Genomic DNA, 15,986 nt, shown 5'->3' with positions numbered 1-15,986 from the left:
GTAACCGATGTCCATCCGAGTGATGCTGGTCGACGACCAGGTGCTGCTGCGCACCGGCTTCCGGATGGTGCTCGCCGCCCAGCCGGACATGGAGGTCGTCGCCGAGGCGGGCGACGGCCTGGAGGCGCTGGAGGTGCTGCGGGCCACGAAGGTGGACGTGGTGCTGATGGACGTCCGTATGCCCAGGCTCGACGGTGTGGAGGCGACGCGGCGGATCTGCGAGCCGGAGGAGCACCCGAAGGTGATCATCCTGACCACCTTCGACCTGGACGAGTACGCCTTCTCCGGCCTCAAGGCGGGCGCGAGCGGCTTCATGCTCAAGGACGTGCCGCCGGGCGAGCTGCTGGCGGCGATCCGCTCGGTGCACAGCGGGGACGCGGTGGTGGCCCCGTCCACGACGCGCCGGCTGCTGGACCGCTTCGCTCCGATGCTGCCGACGACCACGCAGGAGCCGCAGAACAAGGAGATCGAGCGGCTGACGGAGCGCGAGCGCGAGGTCATGCTGCTGGTGGCCCAGGGCCTGTCGAACGGCGAGATCGCGGGGCGGCTGGTGCTGTCGGAGGCGACGGTGAAGACCCACGTGGGCCGCATCCTGACGAAGCTGGGCCTGCGCGACCGGGTCCAGGTGGTGGTCCTGGCGTACGAGACGGGGCTGGTACGGGCGGGGGGCGGGGCGGGCTGAACCGGCGCGGGCCGTGGGCGGTCCGGGGCGGGGCCGGCAGACCCGCCCCGGCCCGGCGTCGCTCAGTCGCCGGGGCGGACGGCCCGCTTGTAGTAGCGCCAGGGGAACCAGCCCGCGCCGACCGGGATCCACCCCTCCGCCTCCATCCGCCGGTGGCGCGCGGCGGACGGGAGCGTGATCCGGCAGTGCTCCCAGGGCTGCCCGGACGCCTCCACCTCGTGGAAGTACGGGCCGTAGCCCACCGAGTGCCAGCCCTCGCGGCCGGCCTCCTCCAGGGCGGCCATCTCGTTGAAGGCCGACAGCCCGCCGAGGATGCGGCGCTCGGGCCCGCCGGGCGCCCCCGCGGCCGGTACGGACGGCTCCGCGCCCTTGTCCGCGAAGCGCTGCTGGGCGGCCTGCCGGCTCACGCCGAGGACCTTGCCCACCGCGTCCCAGCTGTGCCCGGCGGCGCGGGCCCCCTGGACGGCCTCGCGCAGCAGCCGGCCGGCCTCCTCGGCGCCGACGCGCGAGGCGTCCACGAGGCGCAGGTATCCGTCGGCGTCGCGTTCGAGCGAGGCCGCCAGGCCCTCGGGGGCACCGAGGACGGAGGCGGCGATGCCCTCGCGGACACGGGCCGTCTCGGCCGGGTCGAGCAGCGGGGCGTCGGTCATCGGGGCCGTCCGGGGCGGAGGGCGGGCGTCGTCCACATGCGTCAAGGAAACCTTGACATGATCAGCCTGTCAAGGATTCCTTGACGCGCGGTCAGGGCGACGGCTCCGTCATCCAGCGGTCCGGCCGCGCCGCCGCGCGCGAGGTGTGCGAGCGGGCCGCCTGCTCGTACAGCAGGGCCGCCGCCTCGGGCGCCGGGCGCAGCCGGGCCGTGACCGTGGCGTTCGCCCCGGTGTCCACGTGTACGTCGGCCACCCCGCGGGCCCGTTCCCACGGCCCCTGGGTCAGCCGTACGCTCTGCACCTTGGCGTGCGGGACGATCTCCGTACGGCGGCACAGGCGGCCGTGCCGGGCCGCGAACACCTCCGGGGACACCGCCAGCGCGTACCCCTTCCACCACACCGGCACCACCCAGCGCGACCCGGCCCGCGGGGAGCCCGAGAAGTCCAGGGCCTCCAGATCCACCCCGGGCAGCACCCGGGCGATCACCGCGTGGGCGGCGTCCCGGGTGGCCACCGGCACCAGCAGGTCGTTCTTCGAGCCCGCCACGGCCAGCTCCACGCGGACCAGCCCGCGCCGCCGCCACAGCAGCGGCTCCACGATCCGTACGGTCTGCACGCGCCCCGGCGGCACGGTCTCGTGGGCGCGGTCCAGCAGCCCGTGGTCCAGGCGGAGCCCGTCCGGGGAGTCCGCGACCCGCCAGTCGTACTCGGTGAGGAAGCGGCCCGCGGTACCGGCCCAGACCGCGCCGAGCATCGGCAGCAGGGTGACGACAGCGGCCCACGGGCTGGAGCTGAACCACCACACCACCACGGGCGCGACGAGCCCGCCCGCCAGCGCCGCCCAGACGCCGAGGCTCAGCAGCAGCGAGGCGACGAGCTGGCCCGGCCCCACGCGCAGCAGCTCCTGCTGCGGGGCCTCCCCGAGGCGGACGGCCTCCTCGGGGGCGAAACCGGCGGCGCGGGCGAGGAGTTCGGCGCGCAGGGCGACGGCCTCCTGCTCGCCGAGGAAGGCCAGCTGGTCCTTCTCCTCGGTGCCGATCACGTCGAGCCGCAGACTGGCCACGCCGGTGAGCCGGGCCAGCAGGGGCCGGGTCACGTCCACGGCCTGGAGGCGGTCGAGCCGGATGTGGGCGGTGCGGCGGAAGAGCAGGCCGGTGCGGATGCGCAGCTCGGTGTCGGTGACGGAGTAGTGGGTGAACCACCAGCTCAGGAAGCCGTACACACCGAAGAGCACGAGTACGCCGGCGAGGGCCGCGAGGCGCAGCAGGGCCGACAGGTCCACCACCCACCGCACCGCCTGGTCGCCCTGGTGGGCGAGGACGCCGATGCTCGCGGCGATCGGCACCCAGGCGCGGCGCAGCGGGGTGAAGGGGTGCAGCCGACGCTCGGCGCCGGAGGTCGGGCCCGGTTCCGCGACCGGGTCGGGTGCCTCGGCCGGGTCGCGCTTCGCCACCGGGTCGTGTTCCTGGGCCGGGTCGTGCTTCGCCGCCGGGTCGCGTTCATCGGCCGGGCCGCGCTCCTCGGTCGGCCCGTTTTCCGCAACCGGGTCGCGTTCCGCCGCCGGGCCGCGTTCCTCGGCCGGGTCGTGGGCCTCGGCGGCGCCGTCGTGGCCGGGGTCCGCGGTCACAGCCCCGCCGACCTTGCCTCGCCGAGGGCGGTGAGCCGGTCCCGCAGGCGCTCGGCCTCCGCCGGCGCCAGCCCCGGGATCCGCGCGTCGGTGGCCGCCGCCGCGGTGTGCAGCTGGAGCGAGGCCAGCCCGAAGCGCCGCTCCACCGGGCCCGAGGTGACCTCGACCAGCTGCATGCGCCCGTACGGCACCACCGTCTGCTCCCGCCACAGCACCCCGCGGCTGATCAGCAGGTCGTCCGCGCGCTCGGCGTAGCGCCAGGAGCGCCAGTTGCGTCCGAGCAGCACCCAGCCCCACACCAGCACCGCCGGCCAGACCGCGGCCACGGCCGCCCACGCCGGACCCGCGAGCAGACCGAGCAGCAGCCCCGTCGCGACCGTCAGCAGACCCGCCCAGACCGCCAGCAGCGTCCGCCGCATGGTCAGCAGGCCCCCGGGCAGCCCCACCCACTCCGGAGCCCCCGTCCCACCCTTCGTCCCCGTATCCATCCCCCCACCCTAGGGCTGAGACAATGCCCGCATGACGGAGACCACGGTCGGTATCGGCGGAGCGGCGGAGAGCACCGACATGGTGCTCAACATCGGCCCCCAGCACCCCTCCACGCACGGCGTGCTGCGCCTGCGCCTGGTGCTGGACGGCGAGCGGATCGCCAGCGCCGAGCCGGTGGTCGGGTACATGCACCGCGGCGCGGAGAAACTGTTCGAGGCCCGCGACTACCGGCAGATCGTGATGCTCGCGAACCGCCACGACTGGCTGTCCGCGTTCTCGAACGAGCTGGGCGTGGTCATGGCCGTCGAGCGGATGCTCGGCATGGAGGTCCCCGAGCGGGCCGTGTGGATGCGCACGCTGCTGGCCGAGCTGAACCGGGTGCTGAACCACCTGATGTTCCTCGGCTCGTACCCGCTCGAACTGGGCGGCATCACCCCGATCTTCCACGCGTTCCGCGAGCGCGAGGAGCTCCAGGCGGTCATGGAGGAGATCTCCGGCGGCCGCATGCACTACATGTTCAACCGGGTCGGCGGCCTCAAGGAGGACCTGCCGGCGGGCTGGCTCGGGCGGGCGCGCGCCGCGATCGCGGATGTCCGTACCCGCATGGACGTCTACGACAAGCTCGTGCACGGGAACGAGATCTTCCGCGGTCGCACGCGCGGCGTCGGCGTGCTCCCGGCGGAGGCCGTGCACGCCTACGGGGTCTCCGGCCCGATCGCCCGCGCCTCCGGCGTCGACTTCGACCTGCGCCGCGACGAGCCGTACCTGGCCTACGGCGAGCTCCAGGACGTGCTCAAGGTGGTCACCCGAACCGAGGGCGACTGCCTGGCCCGCTTCGAATGCCTGCTGGAGCAGACCCACAACGCCCTGGAGCTGGCGGTGGCCTGCCTGGACCGGATGGAGGCGCTGCCGCCCGGTCCGGTGAACCAGCGGCTGCCCAAGGTGCTCAAGGCGCCCGAGGGGCACACGTACGCCTGGACCGAGAACCCGCTGGGGATCAACGGCTACTACCTCGTCTCGAAGGGCGAGAAGACCCCGTACCGGCTGAAACTGCGCAGCGCCTCCTACAACAACATCCAGGCGCTGGCCGTGCTGCTGCCGGGGCAGCTGGTCGCGGACATGGTGTCGATCCTGGGCTCGCTGTTCTTCGTGGTCGGGGACATCGACAAGTAGGGGCGGGGCGGCGAGAGTCGTACGGCGGGGCGGGCGGCGCGGATGCCCGAGCCGGGGGCAGACGCGGAGGCGGGGGCGGTTCGGGGCTGATTGTCGGCGCGGCAGGGCAGACTGGGGCGCATGTCCCACTCCCCCCGCCGGGCCTGCCCCTCCTGCGGACGCGACTGCGCCGTCACCGCGGGCCGCATCGCCCGCCACGATCCGCCCGCCGCCCGCGGCGACCTGGTGTCCTGCCCCGGCTCCCGGGCGCGGGTGGTGCTCGGCGCCTCCGCGCCGACGCTGGACGGCTTCGTGCTGTCCGAGATCCCGGGGCAGCTGCCGCTGTTCTGAGGGGGCGGCGCGCCCCTGAACCTCAGGCCGCCCGGCCGCCGCCCAGCAGGCCGATCAGCCGCGAGCTGCTGTCCGCGCCGAAGCCCGCCTCGACCCCGCGCCGGTACAGCTCGGCGTGCGCGGCCAGGATCGACGTGTCCACGCCCGAGTCTGCGGCGGTGTGCAGGATGTGCTCGACGCTCGCGGCGCACATGGTCAGCCGCTGGTCGTCCCCGCTGTGGTCCTCCGCGTCGACGAGCGGCGCGCTCTCCTCGTAGAAGCCGCGCAGGGTGTCGGCCGTGTAGCCGGCGTACGGCAGGATGTCCGCCGCCGAGAGTCCGTTGGCGCGGGCCACGGCGACCGCCTGGTACCAGCCCGTGTAGGCGGTCCAGAAGAGGGTCATGTTCAGCTGGTAGTAGAGCTGCGCGTAGCCGGGGTCGGCCCCGCGGTAGTCGGTGGCCGCGAGCAGGTCGAGGGCGGCGCGGTGCTCCTCGTACACCTCCCGAGGGCCGCTGACGAAGACCGAGGAGCCCTCCTGCCCGATCCCGGCGGGCGGCACGTTCACGCCGCCGGTGAGGTACGCCGCCCCGCGCTCCTCCGCCCACCGCGCGGCCGCGCGGGCCTTGTCCGGGAGGTCGGAGGACAGGTTGGCGAGTACGCGGCCGGTGAGATCGGTGCCGCCGAGCACCCCGTACATCGCCTCGACGTCGATCAGGCTGAGCACGACGAGCGGGCTCGCGGCGACGGCCGCGGCGATGTCCGGCGCGCGGTGCGCGCCCCGGGCGACGAGGCCGGCGTCCTTGCCGGCGCTGCGGTTCCAGACGGTGACCTCGTACCCGGCGTCGAGATAGGCGGCGGCCATGGCCAGGCCCATCGGACCGAGACCGACAACGGTGACCTTGGTGCTGTTCACGGAGCTCTCCCCCAGAGATCGGAAGCAATCGGTTCTAGAACGAACGCTCTATCCAGCGTCGGAACGACCGTAGCACGGCACTAGAACGAGCGCTCTATCCAATTCCCCGGGTACGATCCCCCCATGGCAGCGACAGCAGCGGACAGCACGGCACCCACCGAACTCGGCACACGCGAGCGGCTGGTCCGCACCGCCTCACGCCTCATGCAGCACGGCGGCTACGAGAACACCCCGGTGAAGCAGCTGGTCCGCGAGGCCGGAGCCACCCTCGGCTCGCTCTACCACTTCTTCCCGGGCGGCAAGCAGGAACTGGCGGTCGCCGCCATCCACTTCGGCGACGAGGAGTTCGCCGCCCTGCTCCGCACGGGCCTTTCCGCCCACCCGGACCCGGCGCGGGCGATCGAGGCGCTCACAGACCTGCTCGCCGAGGCCCTGGAGACCTCCGGCTGGCGCGACGGCTGCCCGGTGACGGCCACGGCCCTGGAGACCGTCGGCCGGCTGCCCGATGTGCAGGAGGCATGCGCGCGGGCCTTCGCGCACTGGCAGGAGCTGGTCGCCGCCAAGCTGCTCGCCTCCGGCCGGCCGGAGGAGGAGGCGCGGGACCTCGCGGTCACCGTGATCAACACTCTGGAGGGCGCGGAGATGACCTCACAGGTCACCCGGAGCCGCACCCCGCTCCTGCTCGCGGGCCGCCACCTGGCCCGCCTGGTGGCCTGGGACGACGCTACGAAATAGCGGTCCGCAGCCGGACCACATCGATCGGCTCGGTCTCGTCGTGCTCGGTCAGGTCGATGACCTGGCCCACCGCACGCGTCTCGTCCGTGGCCGGCTTGAACTCCGGGTCCGCGCCCTCCGCCACGCTCTCCTGCGCGGCCTCGGCCTTGTGCACGGCAAGGGCCTCCGCCCCGACCACATCGGCCAGGTCCTCGTTCTGGACCGCCTCGATGGCCGCGCGGGCCTGCGCCGCGTTCTTCGTACCGAAGAAGTCGAAGCCGCCCTCGACACGGGAGGCCGTACGCCGCTGGGCCGCGTACGGGGCCACCGCCGAGGCGGGCCGCCGCGCGGGCACCGTAGGGGCGGACGCGGGCGCGGGGGCGGCCAGTTCACGCGCCCGCGGCGCCGCCGGGAGCTCCCGCTCGCGCGCCTTGCGCGCCAGCGCGGTCATGGCCGCGTGCGCCCGGGCGTAGCCGACGGCGGTGGGAGCGCCCGCCGAGGTGCGCTCCTCGGAGACGGCCGGAAGCTGCTTCGGCGCGGCCGCCGGGGCGGCGGACGACGCCTCGATGGCCAGCAGCCGGCGCCCCTCCAGGGCACTGGCCCGCTCGGTCTCGGCCGTCGCGTACCGGCGCAGCAGCGCGGCGTGCTCCCCGCGCAGGCCCGCCAGTTCGACCCGCTTGGCCCGCAGCTTGGCGTCGAGCCGGCCGCGCAGTACGCGGGCCTCCTCCAGGTCGGATTCGAGCTCGGCTATCCGCTCGTCCGTCCGCCATTCGTCCTTGGTCCGCTCCCGCGCCAGCTCCGCGACCCGGCGGCCCGCCGCCCGGTCCCAGGCCCGCATCACGACGGCCCCGGTCACCCCGGCGGCCGCGGCGAGCGCCACGAGCAGTCGGAGCGCGGTGCCGTCTCCGGCTCCCGCGAGCAGCCAGGCGGCAGCGGCGCTCGCGACGGACACACCGGCGACGGCCGTCGGCGTGAGCAGCCGGTGCAGAGGTTCGGGATTGCGGTGGCGTCCACGAGGCATGGCCAGAAATTTACAGCCCCCCGGCCCCCCACGGGATACCCACCCGCCAATCTGTTCCCGGTCAGTTACCCCACCGTTCCGCCCATTGACGCCAGCATCCCTGGCGAAACGTCAGGACGGGATGCCGACGAGGTGGCGGCGACGAGCGCACGGACTCCGCCCATGTGCGGATGCTTGCGGTGGAGATCGTCCACGATCTCCCGGACGACGGGGCGGTCCCGGACCTCGCCCGGGGACAGCCGGGCGGCGGCCAGGAGTGCGGTGACGGTCTGCTCGGGCCTGCCCCGCTGCCACCAGGCGCGCGCGAGGTCGGTGTGCATGCGGCCCTTGCGTTCGATGGTCGGAAACTGGTCGGCGTGCAGGTTGCGGCCGGCCTCCAGGGCCGTACCCGCATCGCCCAGGGCCCGGTGGACGCCGACGGCGTAGAGGTCCACCGCCGCGGGGGTGAGGGGGAACAGGCGGCCGGCGGGTGCGACGGCGGGCAGGCCGCGGGCTGCGCGCGCCGCCTCCTTGATGAGTGTCAGGGCCCGGTCGCGGTCCTGGGCGACGGCGGCGGTGTAGGCGCTGCTGCACAGCATCTGCGCGAAGGCGGCGGCTTGGCCGCCGGTGGCCAGGCCGGTGCCCTCCACGCGGGCGGCGGCGGCCTCGATGTGCCGCTGGGCCTCCGCCTCCTGCCCCTGGTGGCGCAGGACCGCCGCCAGTTCACGGGCGGCTGCGGCCGCGGCGAGCGGGGACCCGGACACGTCCCCGTACAAGGCGGCCCGGTCGGCGGTCAGCCGCGACTGCTTGTAGTGGCCGAGCTTGTTCAGGGCCTGGGAGGCGAGGGTGTAGGCGGCGGACAGGCGGGCGAAGTCGTTCTCCTGGCGGCTGGCGGTGGCGGCGTGATGGGCATCCGCGAGCAGCCCCGGCAGGCTCCGCAGGAGCGCCGTATGGGCGGCGCCGTCGAACTGCGCGCGGGCAGCCGCGAGGCGGGCGTCGAGGGTGTGCGGGGGTGCGCCGGTGGGGTCCGGGGGCGATGCGAGCGCGGTGTCCAGGGAGGCGATGAGGCCGACGGGTGCGGCCAGCGCGGCCGCGGCGATCAGGGAACGACGGCGCATCGGAGCCTCCTGGGCGGACGACGGATCCTCGGCAACTCTAGAGGGGGTGGTCCGCAACCCTAAGGAGATCGCCAGGAGTTCGACCGGCACACCTACCTCGGTGGCCGCGCGGCGCAGCAGGCGGAGGTCGGGATGGCGGCCCTGTTCGAGCCGGGAGACGGCCGACTGGGAGCAGAGCAGTCGCCTGCCCAGGTCGGCCTGGCGCCAGCCGAGGGCTTCTCTGCCGACCCGGACCAGTCCGCCGGCCCGCCGGCCTTCGGCCAGAGCCAGTACGTGACGGGTGGTCCACAGCTGCGGATCGGTGCTCACCGCACGCCCTCCGATGGTCAGCCCAGAGGTCTTCCGGGCCACCCTAAGCCCCGTGAGCGGGCGGACACACTCCGTATGCGGATCCTGCATGGCGGATCCACGGTCGGGGAATCCGGCTCCGCGGCGGGAGCGGGCGTGGTGTCGTGGTCATGGGCGCTGGCGGGTGAGCAACCCGCATGCGCCGTGCGGATCAGGCCGAAGGGAGAACACCATGTCGAAGGACAAGGGCGGGAACAGCGGCGGCAGTGGGGGCGGGAGTCATGCGAAGCCGGAGCCGCCGCTCTCCGGTGGCACCCCGCCGCCGGGGAACAGTGACGGGCAGGTGTCCGCGCCGGGGGGCGGGTCCGGTAAGCGGAGGAAGTAGGGGGCGTGATGGATCTCGATGACCGGCGGCGGGAGTTCGCGGAGCTCATGGACGGCCGGGGGCTGTGGCCGGCGGACTCGCCGTGGGTGCGGCGCGTGGTCCTGGAGGAAGTGCCCCGTCATCGGTTCGCGCCTGACCGGCTGTGGAGGTGGAACGGGCATGACGCCTATGTGCCTGTCGACCGGGCGCGCGATCAGGACGCGTGGGCCGGGCTCGTCTATGCGGGGCCCGAGGATTCCACGGTCATCCAGGTCCTCGACGGTCTGCCCAGTTCCAGCCTGTCCTGCGTCGCCGTCGTCGCCGACATGCTCGATTCCCTGGTGCTGGAGCCCGGCCACCGGGTCCTGGAGTGCGGCACCGGGGCGGGCTGGAACGCCGCCCTGCTCGCCGCCCGCGCGGGCGGCGGGCTGGTGACCAGCGTCGAGGTGGACGCCGGGCTCGCCGCGGCCGCCGGCCGGCGCCTGGCCGCGGCCGGGCTCGACGTCACCGTGCACGTGGGAGACGCCGGTACGGCGCTGCGCCCCGGCTGCGCGCCCTTCGACCGGGTCATCGCCACGTACGCCGTGGAGCGGATCCCCTGGGCCTGGATCGAGCAGACGGCACCGGGCGGCCGCCTCGTCACGCCCTGGGGCCGGCTGGGACATATCGCGCTCACCGTCGCCCCCGACCGGCGGTCGGCCGAGGGCTGGGTCCAGGGCCTCGGGCTGTTCATGCCCAGCCGCGGCACCGCACAGGGCCGTGCGTTCCACGCCGTCCGCGGCGGCGGGCCGGGCCGGGCGGTCCGGGCCGAGTGGGACCTGCGCGCCCTCGCGGACGCGCACCCGCTCTTCGCCCTGCGCGTCTCCCACCCCGGCATCCGCATCACCACCACCGCAGCCGGGACGGACCTCACCGTCCGCCTGCACGACGGGGAGCGCTCCTGGGCCGAGGCCGTCGTAGACGCCACCGGCGCCACCACCGCGTACGAGGGCGGCCCCCGGCGCCTCCTCGCCGAAGCCGGCGCGGGCCTGCGGCACTGGGAGGCGCGGGGCGCCCCGCCGCTGTGGGACTTCGGTATGACCGTCACACCGGACAGCCAGACGGTGTGGGCGGGCAGCGCGCAGAACGGCCCCTACGCGCCCTGACCCGCCCCGTGCACCGGCGTCCGCCTACTTCTTCACGAGGCCCTTCGACTCCAGGTATGCCTTCGCCGCGTCCGACGGCTTGGCGCGTTCCGCGTCGACCTTGCGGTTGAGGTCGACCAGGTCGGCCGTCGTGAGGGCCTTCGTCAGGCGGTCCAGGGCCGCCGCGATCTCCGGGGCGCCCGCGTCCTTGGCGTTGACCACCGGGAGGACGTTGTCGGCGTTCTGGAGCTTCTTGTCGTCCTCCAGCAGGACCAGGCCGAAGGTGTCGAGGGTGGCGTCCGTGGTGGTGGTGAGGACCAGCTGGTCGACGCCGTCCTTCACCGCCTGCTTGGCCTGCGGGGTGCCGACGCCCTTCGGGTCGACGCCGGAGACCTGGATTCCGTACGTCGCGGTCAGCCCCGGGGCGCAGAAGGGGCGGACGGAGCATTCGTCGCCCGCCGCGATCTTCACCTTGAGCCCGGACTTGCCCAGGTCGGAGAGGGTCTTGAGGTTGTTCTTCTGGGCGAACTCCTTCGTCACCGCGAAGGCGTTCTGGTCCACCGCCTGGCCCGCCGGCAGGGCCTTGAGGCCCAGCGGGGTCGCCAGCTTCTCCAGGCCCGCGTACGTCGCCGCGATGTCGCTCGACGCCACCGGCTTCTCCTCGGGCGCCTTCGGGCCGTTCACCTTGGCGTTCAGGAACTCCGCGAGCGTGGCCGCGTACTCCGGGACGATGTCGATCTCGCCCTTCTCCAGCGACGGCTCGTACAGCTCGCGGTTGTTGACCGTCTTGACCGAGGTGCCGTAGCCCGCGTCCTTGAGGACCTGCGCGTACAGCTCGGCCAGGATGTTCGACTCGGTGAAGCCGGCCGCCCCGATCACCAGGCTGCCCTTCTCGCCCGAGCCCGGTTCCGCGGAGGTGCCGCCGGAGGAGGCGCCGTCCTTGCTCTTCTCCAGGCTGTCACCCCCGCACGCGGCCAGCGACACCGTCAGGGCCAGGGCGCCCAGGGACGCGCCGAGGACGCGCGTGGTCTTGGTCATGGAGGGACTCCGATCGGGAGATGAGGAAGAGGAGGAACAGGAGGAAGCGGAGAGGAACAGGGAGGGGAACCGCACGCGGTCAGTGGTCCGCGGCCGGGCGGGGCAGGAGCCGGTCCGCCGCCACCAGGGCGCCCTCGACCAGCAGGGCCAGCGCGGCCACCAGCAGGGCCCCGGCGACGACCTGCGGGGTGTTGTACGTGTTGAAGCCCGCGGTGATGATCCGGCCCAGACCGCCCTGGCCGACCATCGCGGCGATCGTGGCCGTGGCGACGACCTGCACCGCGCCCGAGCGCAGCCCCGTCATCACCAGCCCGCGGGCGAGCGGCAGCTCGACCCGCCAGAAGAGCTGCCCGCCGGACATGCCCATGCCCCGGGCCGCCTCCACCACGGCGCGGTCCACCTCCCGCATCCCGACGTACGCGTTGGTCAGCAGCGGCGGTACGGCGAACAGCACCAGCGCGGCAACGGTCGGCAGATAGCCCGCGTTGCGCAGCGGGGAGACCATGAACAGCGCCAGCACCGCGAAGACGGGCACGGCCCGGCCGACGTTGGAGATGTTGACGGCGAGGGTGCCGCCGCGGCCGAGGTGGCCGAGGTACAGGCCGACGGGCAGCGCCACCGCGCAGGCGATCGCGAGGGCGATCCCGCTGACGTACACGTGCTCGCCGAGCCGGTGCCAGACCCCGCTCTCCCCGGCCCAGTTGGCCCCGTCCGCGAGCCAGTCCCAGGCTCCTCCCAGTACGCCCACGGCCTCAGGCCCCCTTCCCGGAAGCCGCGGGCCGGGCTCCGGCCCGGGTCCACGGGGTGAGCAGCCGCTGCACGCCGAGCAGCAGCAGGTCGGCGGCGAGCGCGAGCAGGACGCAGAGCACCGAGGCGGTGAACACCTGGGCCTTGAAGGAGCTGTTCACGGCCGGGGCGATCAGGTTGCCGAGGCCGCCCTTGCCCACGATCGAGCCTACGGTGGTCAGCGCCACGGTCGAGACGGTCGCGATCCGCACCCCCGCGAGCAGCGCGGGCAGCGCCAGCGGCAGTTCGACCTGCCACAGCATCCGGCCCGGCCCGTAGCCGAGGCCGCGCGCGGCCTCCCGTACCTCCTCGGGAACGGCCTCCAGGCCGGCCAGCGCGTTGCGGACCAGGATGGTCAGCGAGTACAGCACGAGCCCGGTCACCACGAGGGCCGCCGACAGCCCGAAGAAGGGCAGCAGCAGGGAGAACATGGCGAGCGAGGGGACCGTGTAGAGCAGGGTGGTGAAGGTGAGCACGGGCGCGGCCCAGCGACGGCCGCGGCGCGCGAGCAGGGCCAGCGGCAGGGCGACGACGAGGCCGATCAGCACGGACGCGCCGGTGATCCACACATGTTCGAGGGTGGCGTCGCTGAGCTCCGCCGAGCGGGAGGTGACGTACTCCCAGCAGATCCAGTCGTTCGCCACCAGGCAGCTCTGCCCGGACATGCCCCTCACCCCCCACCGTCGTCCCGAAACGTACGTATGCCCGATGGCACCGCCTGAAACGACCCTAACCCCCTTCACTCCCGATGGCCGGATTCCTTCGCACGCGGGCAACACTGCCTTCACATGCGGACGGCACCGGTAGGGAAGGATGGACGGATGATCCGATTCGAGCATGTGACCAAGCGCTACCCCGACGGGACGACGGCCGTCGAGGACCTGTCCTTCGAGGTGGCGGAGGGCGAGCTGGTCACGCTCGTCGGGCCGTCCGGCTGCGGCAAGACGACCACCATGAAGATGGTCAACCGGCTGATCGACCCCACCGCGGGCCGGATCCTGGTGAACGGCGAGGACATCGCGGACGCCGACCCCGTCGCGCTGCGCCGCCGCATCGGCTACGTCATCCAGCAGGTCGGGCTGTTCCCGCACCGCACGGTCCTGGAGAACACCGCGACCGTGCCGCAGCTGGTCGGCACCCCGAAGGCCGCGGCCCGCGCCCGCGCCGCAGAACTGCTCGAGCTGGTCGGCCTGGACCCCTCCGTGTACGGGAGCCGCTACCCGCAGCAGCTGTCGGGCGGCCAGCGCCAGCGCGTGGGCGTGGCCCGCGCCCTGGCCGCGGATCCGCCGGTGCTGCTGATGGACGAGCCGTTCGGGGCGGTGGACCCGGTGGTGCGCGAGCGGCTGCAGAACGAGTTCCTGACCCTCCAGCGCACCGTGCGCAAGACGATCCTGCTGGTCACGCACGACCTGGAGGAGGCCATACGGCTCGGCGACCGCATCGCCGTCTACGGCACGGGCACCATCGAGCAGTTCGCCCGCCCGGCGGCGGTGCTCGGCGCGCCCGCCACCCCGTACGTGGCCTCCTTCGTCGGCGCCGACCGGGGTCTGAAGCGGCTGGCGGTCACTTCGGTCGCCGAAGCCGACCTGGAGCCGGCCGGGGAGGAGCGGGCACCGGGGGCCTCCGTGGAGCTGGGCGCGTCACTGCGCGAGGCGCTGGCGGCGCTGCTCCAGGAGGACTCGGGGCGGATCGGGGTCACGGATCCGGACACCGGCGCGCTGGCCGGCGTACTCACCCCGCAGGGCGTCCACCGGGCACTGCGGCGCGCGGAGCCGCCGGCGGCGTGAAAAAGGGGCCCGACCTCGGTCGGGCCCCACTCCTGCCGTCGTTCCGCGCCGTCAAGCCTGGATGCGTCCGCTCATCCACATCAGCATCGGCGGGATCTCGCGCCGCCAGGTGTTGAAGTTGTGGCCACCGCTGTCGAGGATGATCGACGAGACCCGGTCCGGGCCCTGCACCTTCTTGACGAACTTGCGGGTGTCGGCGAGGTTCGGCTCGCCCTTCTCGCTGCTGGTGACGAGGAAGGACGTACCGCTCGGCTTCTTGTTCGCGATGCTGTGCAGCACGTCCGCGCGCTTCCTGAGCTTGTCGTCCCCGTGGAAGAGGTCACCGGTCGTCGGGTCGTCCGGGGCGTCGTAGTACGCGGACAGGCCCGCGGCGGCGCCGAAGGTCTGCGGGTAGTGCGTGGCGATCTTGAGGGCGCAGTAGCCGCCCGTGGAGTTGCCGATGAAGCCCATGTTCTCGGGCTTCTTGCCCACCCGGAAGGTGTCGGTGATGGCCTGCGGGAGGTCCACGCCGAAGAAGGTCTCGGTCTGCGGCCCGTCCGGGATGTCCACGCACTCGGTGTCACGCGGCGGCGCGACGGTCGGCCGGAGCATGACCAGGATCATCGGCTTCATCTTGCCCGCCTTGGTCAGGCTGAACGCCTTCATGGGGTAGTCGAGCCCCTTGATCAGGTTCTCGGCCGTGCCCGGGTAGCCCGTCAGGACGATGGACGCGGGGAAGTTCTCGTCCTTGTGCTGCGGCTGGAAGTACTCCGGCGGGAGCCACACGTAGCCGGGGCTCGTTATCTTCGACTTCTGCCCCGATATGGCAACCTTCAGGATCTGACCGCCCACCTGGGGCTTGGCACCGCCGGGCACGTCCAGCTTCTGCTTGTCGACGACCTTGATGTCCTTGCTGCTCATCGAGTGGTCGACGACCTTGCCCATGGAGGTCTCCTGGCCGAACAGGTCGGCCCAGGACCCGTAGAACAGGAAGGACTTGTTGGCCGCGAGCCCCACAGCGGAGAAGAGCGCCAGCTGCGTCGCCAGCAGGAGTCCGATCCGGCCGGTGAACGCGCGCCAGGTGCGGCCCGACAGCTTCGGCCAGAACCACACCGTGGCCGCGAAGAGCAGCACACCGGCGAGGACGGCCAGCGCCAGAACCGTATTACTGGTGAGACCCATGAGCAGTCAGTCGACTTTCTGATGGCAGGACTGGAAATTTCCGACGGAAGAGTGAACCCGCTTCACGTCGATGTCGTCCTAAGGGACGCACCACACACCGGAGGCTGTCGCGGCCTTCGGCCACATGATCTCTCGCGGAGCAACGGGAAGCGATGTCTAGCAGGATAGATGGCGATAAGTCGGGACAGGTTCCGAGCAGGGTCCGCCGAATCCTCCGAGGTCCACAGCCGGAGTCGGTGCCCGGCCTGGTAGGTACGGCCGTCATGATCGTCGGCCTTCTGGACATCGCGGCGGGTGTCTTCCCGCGCTTCCGGCACAGCCGGATCCACGCGGTGGCCGAGGTGCTTCCGGTCTTCGGCCCCTTCGCGGCCGCCCTCGCCATCAGCGCGGGCGTGCTGCTCCTGCTGCTCGCGCACGGCCTCAAGCGCCGCAAGCGCCGGGCCTGGCGGGCGGCGGTCGTCCTGCTGCCGGCGGGGGCCGCGGCGCAGTTCCTGTACCGGCACTCGATCCCCGGTGTGGTCATCGCGGCGCTGCTCTTCGCGCTGCTGCTGCGCCACCAGGGCGAGTTCAAGGCGCTGCCCGACCCGCGCAGCCGCTGGAAGGCGCTGGCGAACTTCGTCCTGATGAGCGCCGGCTCCATCGCGCTCGGCCTGGTCATCGTCAACGTCCACCCGGGCAAGGTCGTCGGCGACCCGAGCCTGTACGAGCAGATCACCCACGTCGTCTACGGCCTCTTCGGCTTCGAGGGCCCCGTGGACTACGC

Annotated in this window: 17 protein-coding genes; 7 read left to right on the top strand and 10 right to left on the bottom strand. The window is 73.1% G+C overall.

Annotated features, from left to right (window positions below; genetic code table 11):
- Positions 1-7 precede the first annotated feature (7 nt).
- Positions 8-682 carry a response regulator transcription factor gene (locus tag ABZ873_RS27225; protein WP_360876998.1) on the top strand — a complete coding sequence of 225 codons (675 nt, stop codon included), beginning with the start codon at positions 8-10 and terminating at the stop codon, positions 680-682.
- Positions 683-744: 62 nt separating this feature from the next.
- On the opposite strand, the gene ABZ873_RS27220 is transcribed toward ABZ873_RS27225, so the two are convergent.
- From ABZ873_RS27220 to ABZ873_RS27210, 3 genes are all read right to left on the bottom strand, one after another.
- A complete protein-coding gene (locus ABZ873_RS27220; protein WP_360876995.1) occupies positions 745-1,332 on the bottom strand; it encodes a hypothetical protein in 588 nt (195 codons plus the stop codon).
- A gap of 91 nt (positions 1,333-1,423) precedes the next feature.
- Positions 1,424-2,710, bottom strand: a complete 1,287-nt coding sequence (locus ABZ873_RS27215) for a PH domain-containing protein (protein WP_360877048.1) — start codon at positions 2,708-2,710, stop codon at positions 1,424-1,426.
- A gap of 245 nt (positions 2,711-2,955) precedes the next feature.
- Entirely contained in the window at positions 2,956-3,447 is a 492-nt protein-coding gene (locus ABZ873_RS27210; protein WP_360876992.1) for a PH domain-containing protein, read from the bottom strand.
- 31 nt (positions 3,448-3,478) lie between these two features.
- Here ABZ873_RS27210 and ABZ873_RS27205 point away from each other — a divergent pair, with 31 nt between their 5' ends.
- Together ABZ873_RS27205 and ABZ873_RS27200 are read left to right on the top strand one after the other, a co-directional pair.
- On the top strand, positions 3,479-4,621 hold the full coding sequence (locus tag ABZ873_RS27205; RefSeq protein ID WP_360876988.1) for an NADH-quinone oxidoreductase subunit D: 1,143 nt from the start codon (positions 3,479-3,481) through the stop codon (positions 4,619-4,621).
- 120 nt (positions 4,622-4,741) lie between these two features.
- Complete coding sequence (locus tag ABZ873_RS27200; protein WP_360876985.1) at positions 4,742-4,951, top strand: hypothetical protein; 210 nt, start codon at positions 4,742-4,744, stop codon at positions 4,949-4,951.
- A 22-nt stretch (positions 4,952-4,973) separates the two neighbouring features.
- Here ABZ873_RS27200 and ABZ873_RS27195 read toward each other — a convergent pair whose 3' ends face one another.
- Positions 4,974-5,843 (bottom strand): NAD(P)-binding domain-containing protein, encoded by an 870-nt coding sequence (locus ABZ873_RS27195; RefSeq protein WP_360876982.1) that lies wholly within the window; start codon positions 5,841-5,843, stop codon positions 4,974-4,976.
- A 123-nt stretch (positions 5,844-5,966) separates the two neighbouring features.
- On the opposite strand from ABZ873_RS27195, the gene ABZ873_RS27190 reads away from it, so the two are divergent.
- Positions 5,967-6,578, top strand: a complete 612-nt coding sequence (locus ABZ873_RS27190) for a TetR/AcrR family transcriptional regulator (RefSeq protein ID WP_360876980.1) — start codon at positions 5,967-5,969, stop codon at positions 6,576-6,578.
- Here ABZ873_RS27190 and ABZ873_RS27185 read toward each other — a convergent pair.
- Together ABZ873_RS27185 and ABZ873_RS27180 are read right to left on the bottom strand one after the other, a co-directional pair.
- A complete protein-coding gene (locus ABZ873_RS27185) occupies positions 6,568-7,578 on the bottom strand; it encodes a hypothetical protein (RefSeq protein WP_360876977.1) in 1,011 nt (336 codons plus the stop codon). The genes ABZ873_RS27190 and ABZ873_RS27185 overlap by 11 nt on opposite strands.
- A gap of 65 nt (positions 7,579-7,643) precedes the next feature.
- Positions 7,644-8,984, bottom strand: coding sequence for a helix-turn-helix transcriptional regulator (locus tag ABZ873_RS27180; RefSeq protein ID WP_360876974.1), 1,341 nt, complete (start codon positions 8,982-8,984; stop codon positions 7,644-7,646).
- 372 nt (positions 8,985-9,356) lie between these two features.
- Here ABZ873_RS27180 and ABZ873_RS27175 point away from each other — a divergent pair, with 372 nt between their 5' ends.
- Positions 9,357-10,472: a methyltransferase domain-containing protein gene (locus tag ABZ873_RS27175; protein WP_360877045.1), complete on the top strand. Its 1,116-nt coding sequence runs from the start codon at positions 9,357-9,359 to the stop codon at positions 10,470-10,472.
- Positions 10,473-10,496: 24 nt separating this feature from the next.
- Here ABZ873_RS27175 and ABZ873_RS27170 read toward each other — a convergent pair whose 3' ends face one another.
- From ABZ873_RS27170 to ABZ873_RS27160, 3 genes are all read right to left on the bottom strand, one after another.
- Positions 10,497-11,489 (bottom strand): ABC transporter substrate-binding protein, encoded by a 993-nt coding sequence (locus tag ABZ873_RS27170; RefSeq protein WP_360876971.1) that lies wholly within the window; start codon positions 11,487-11,489, stop codon positions 10,497-10,499.
- A 79-nt stretch (positions 11,490-11,568) separates the two neighbouring features.
- Positions 11,569-12,237, bottom strand: coding sequence for an ABC transporter permease (locus ABZ873_RS27165; protein WP_360876967.1), 669 nt, complete (start codon positions 12,235-12,237; stop codon positions 11,569-11,571).
- A gap of 4 nt (positions 12,238-12,241) precedes the next feature.
- Positions 12,242-12,940: an ABC transporter permease gene (locus tag ABZ873_RS27160; RefSeq protein ID WP_360876964.1), complete on the bottom strand. Its 699-nt coding sequence runs from the start codon at positions 12,938-12,940 to the stop codon at positions 12,242-12,244.
- Between the two features lie 156 nt (positions 12,941-13,096).
- On the opposite strand from ABZ873_RS27160, the gene ABZ873_RS27155 reads away from it, so the two are divergent.
- Entirely contained in the window at positions 13,097-14,062 is a 966-nt protein-coding gene (locus ABZ873_RS27155; RefSeq protein ID WP_360876961.1) for an ABC transporter ATP-binding protein, read from the top strand.
- Between the two features lie 51 nt (positions 14,063-14,113).
- On the opposite strand, the gene ABZ873_RS27150 is transcribed toward ABZ873_RS27155, so the two are convergent.
- Positions 14,114-15,223 (bottom strand): alpha/beta hydrolase-fold protein, encoded by a 1,110-nt coding sequence (locus tag ABZ873_RS27150; RefSeq protein WP_360876958.1) that lies wholly within the window; start codon positions 15,221-15,223, stop codon positions 14,114-14,116.
- Between the two features lie 152 nt (positions 15,224-15,375).
- Between ABZ873_RS27150 and ABZ873_RS27145 the strand changes: the two genes are divergently transcribed.
- Positions 15,376-15,986: transglutaminaseTgpA domain-containing protein (locus tag ABZ873_RS27145; RefSeq protein WP_360876955.1), on the top strand; the 611-nt coding region annotated here is incomplete at its 3' end.

Source organism: Streptomyces sp. NPDC047014, from assembly GCF_040644195.1.
In the GTDB taxonomy this organism is placed as follows: Bacteria; Actinomycetota; Actinomycetes; order Streptomycetales; family Streptomycetaceae; genus Streptomyces.
This window is presented reverse-complemented; position numbering and strand designations above follow the sequence as displayed.

What these genes read in the sequence shown, in the direction of transcription:
- ABZ873_RS27225 (WP_360876998.1), top strand. Translation starts at nt 8, where the DNA reads ATGTCCATCCGAGTGATGCTGGTCGACGACCAGGTGCTGCTGCGCACC.
- ABZ873_RS27175 (WP_360877045.1), top strand. Translation starts at nt 9,357, where the DNA reads ATGGATCTCGATGACCGGCGGCGGGAGTTCGCGGAGCTCATGGACGGC.
- ABZ873_RS27220 (WP_360876995.1), bottom strand. Translation starts at nt 1,332, where the DNA reads ATGACCGACGCCCCGCTGCTCGACCCGGCCGAGACGGCCCGTGTCCGC.
- ABZ873_RS27210 (WP_360876992.1), bottom strand. Translation starts at nt 3,447, where the DNA reads ATGGATACGGGGACGAAGGGTGGGACGGGGGCTCCGGAGTGGGTGGGG.
- ABZ873_RS27200 (WP_360876985.1), top strand. Translation starts at nt 4,742, where the DNA reads ATGTCCCACTCCCCCCGCCGGGCCTGCCCCTCCTGCGGACGCGACTGC.
- ABZ873_RS27185 (WP_360876977.1), bottom strand. Translation starts at nt 7,578, where the DNA reads ATGCCTCGTGGACGCCACCGCAATCCCGAACCTCTGCACCGGCTGCTC.
- ABZ873_RS27205 (WP_360876988.1), top strand. Translation starts at nt 3,479, where the DNA reads ATGACGGAGACCACGGTCGGTATCGGCGGAGCGGCGGAGAGCACCGAC.
- ABZ873_RS27190 (WP_360876980.1), top strand. Translation starts at nt 5,967, where the DNA reads ATGGCAGCGACAGCAGCGGACAGCACGGCACCCACCGAACTCGGCACA.
- ABZ873_RS27155 (WP_360876961.1), top strand. Translation starts at nt 13,097, where the DNA reads ATGATCCGATTCGAGCATGTGACCAAGCGCTACCCCGACGGGACGACG.
- ABZ873_RS27150 (WP_360876958.1), bottom strand. Translation starts at nt 15,223, where the DNA reads ATGGGTCTCACCAGTAATACGGTTCTGGCGCTGGCCGTCCTCGCCGGT.
- ABZ873_RS27170 (WP_360876971.1), bottom strand. Translation starts at nt 11,489, where the DNA reads ATGACCAAGACCACGCGCGTCCTCGGCGCGTCCCTGGGCGCCCTGGCC.
- ABZ873_RS27160 (WP_360876964.1), bottom strand. Translation starts at nt 12,940, where the DNA reads ATGTCCGGGCAGAGCTGCCTGGTGGCGAACGACTGGATCTGCTGGGAG.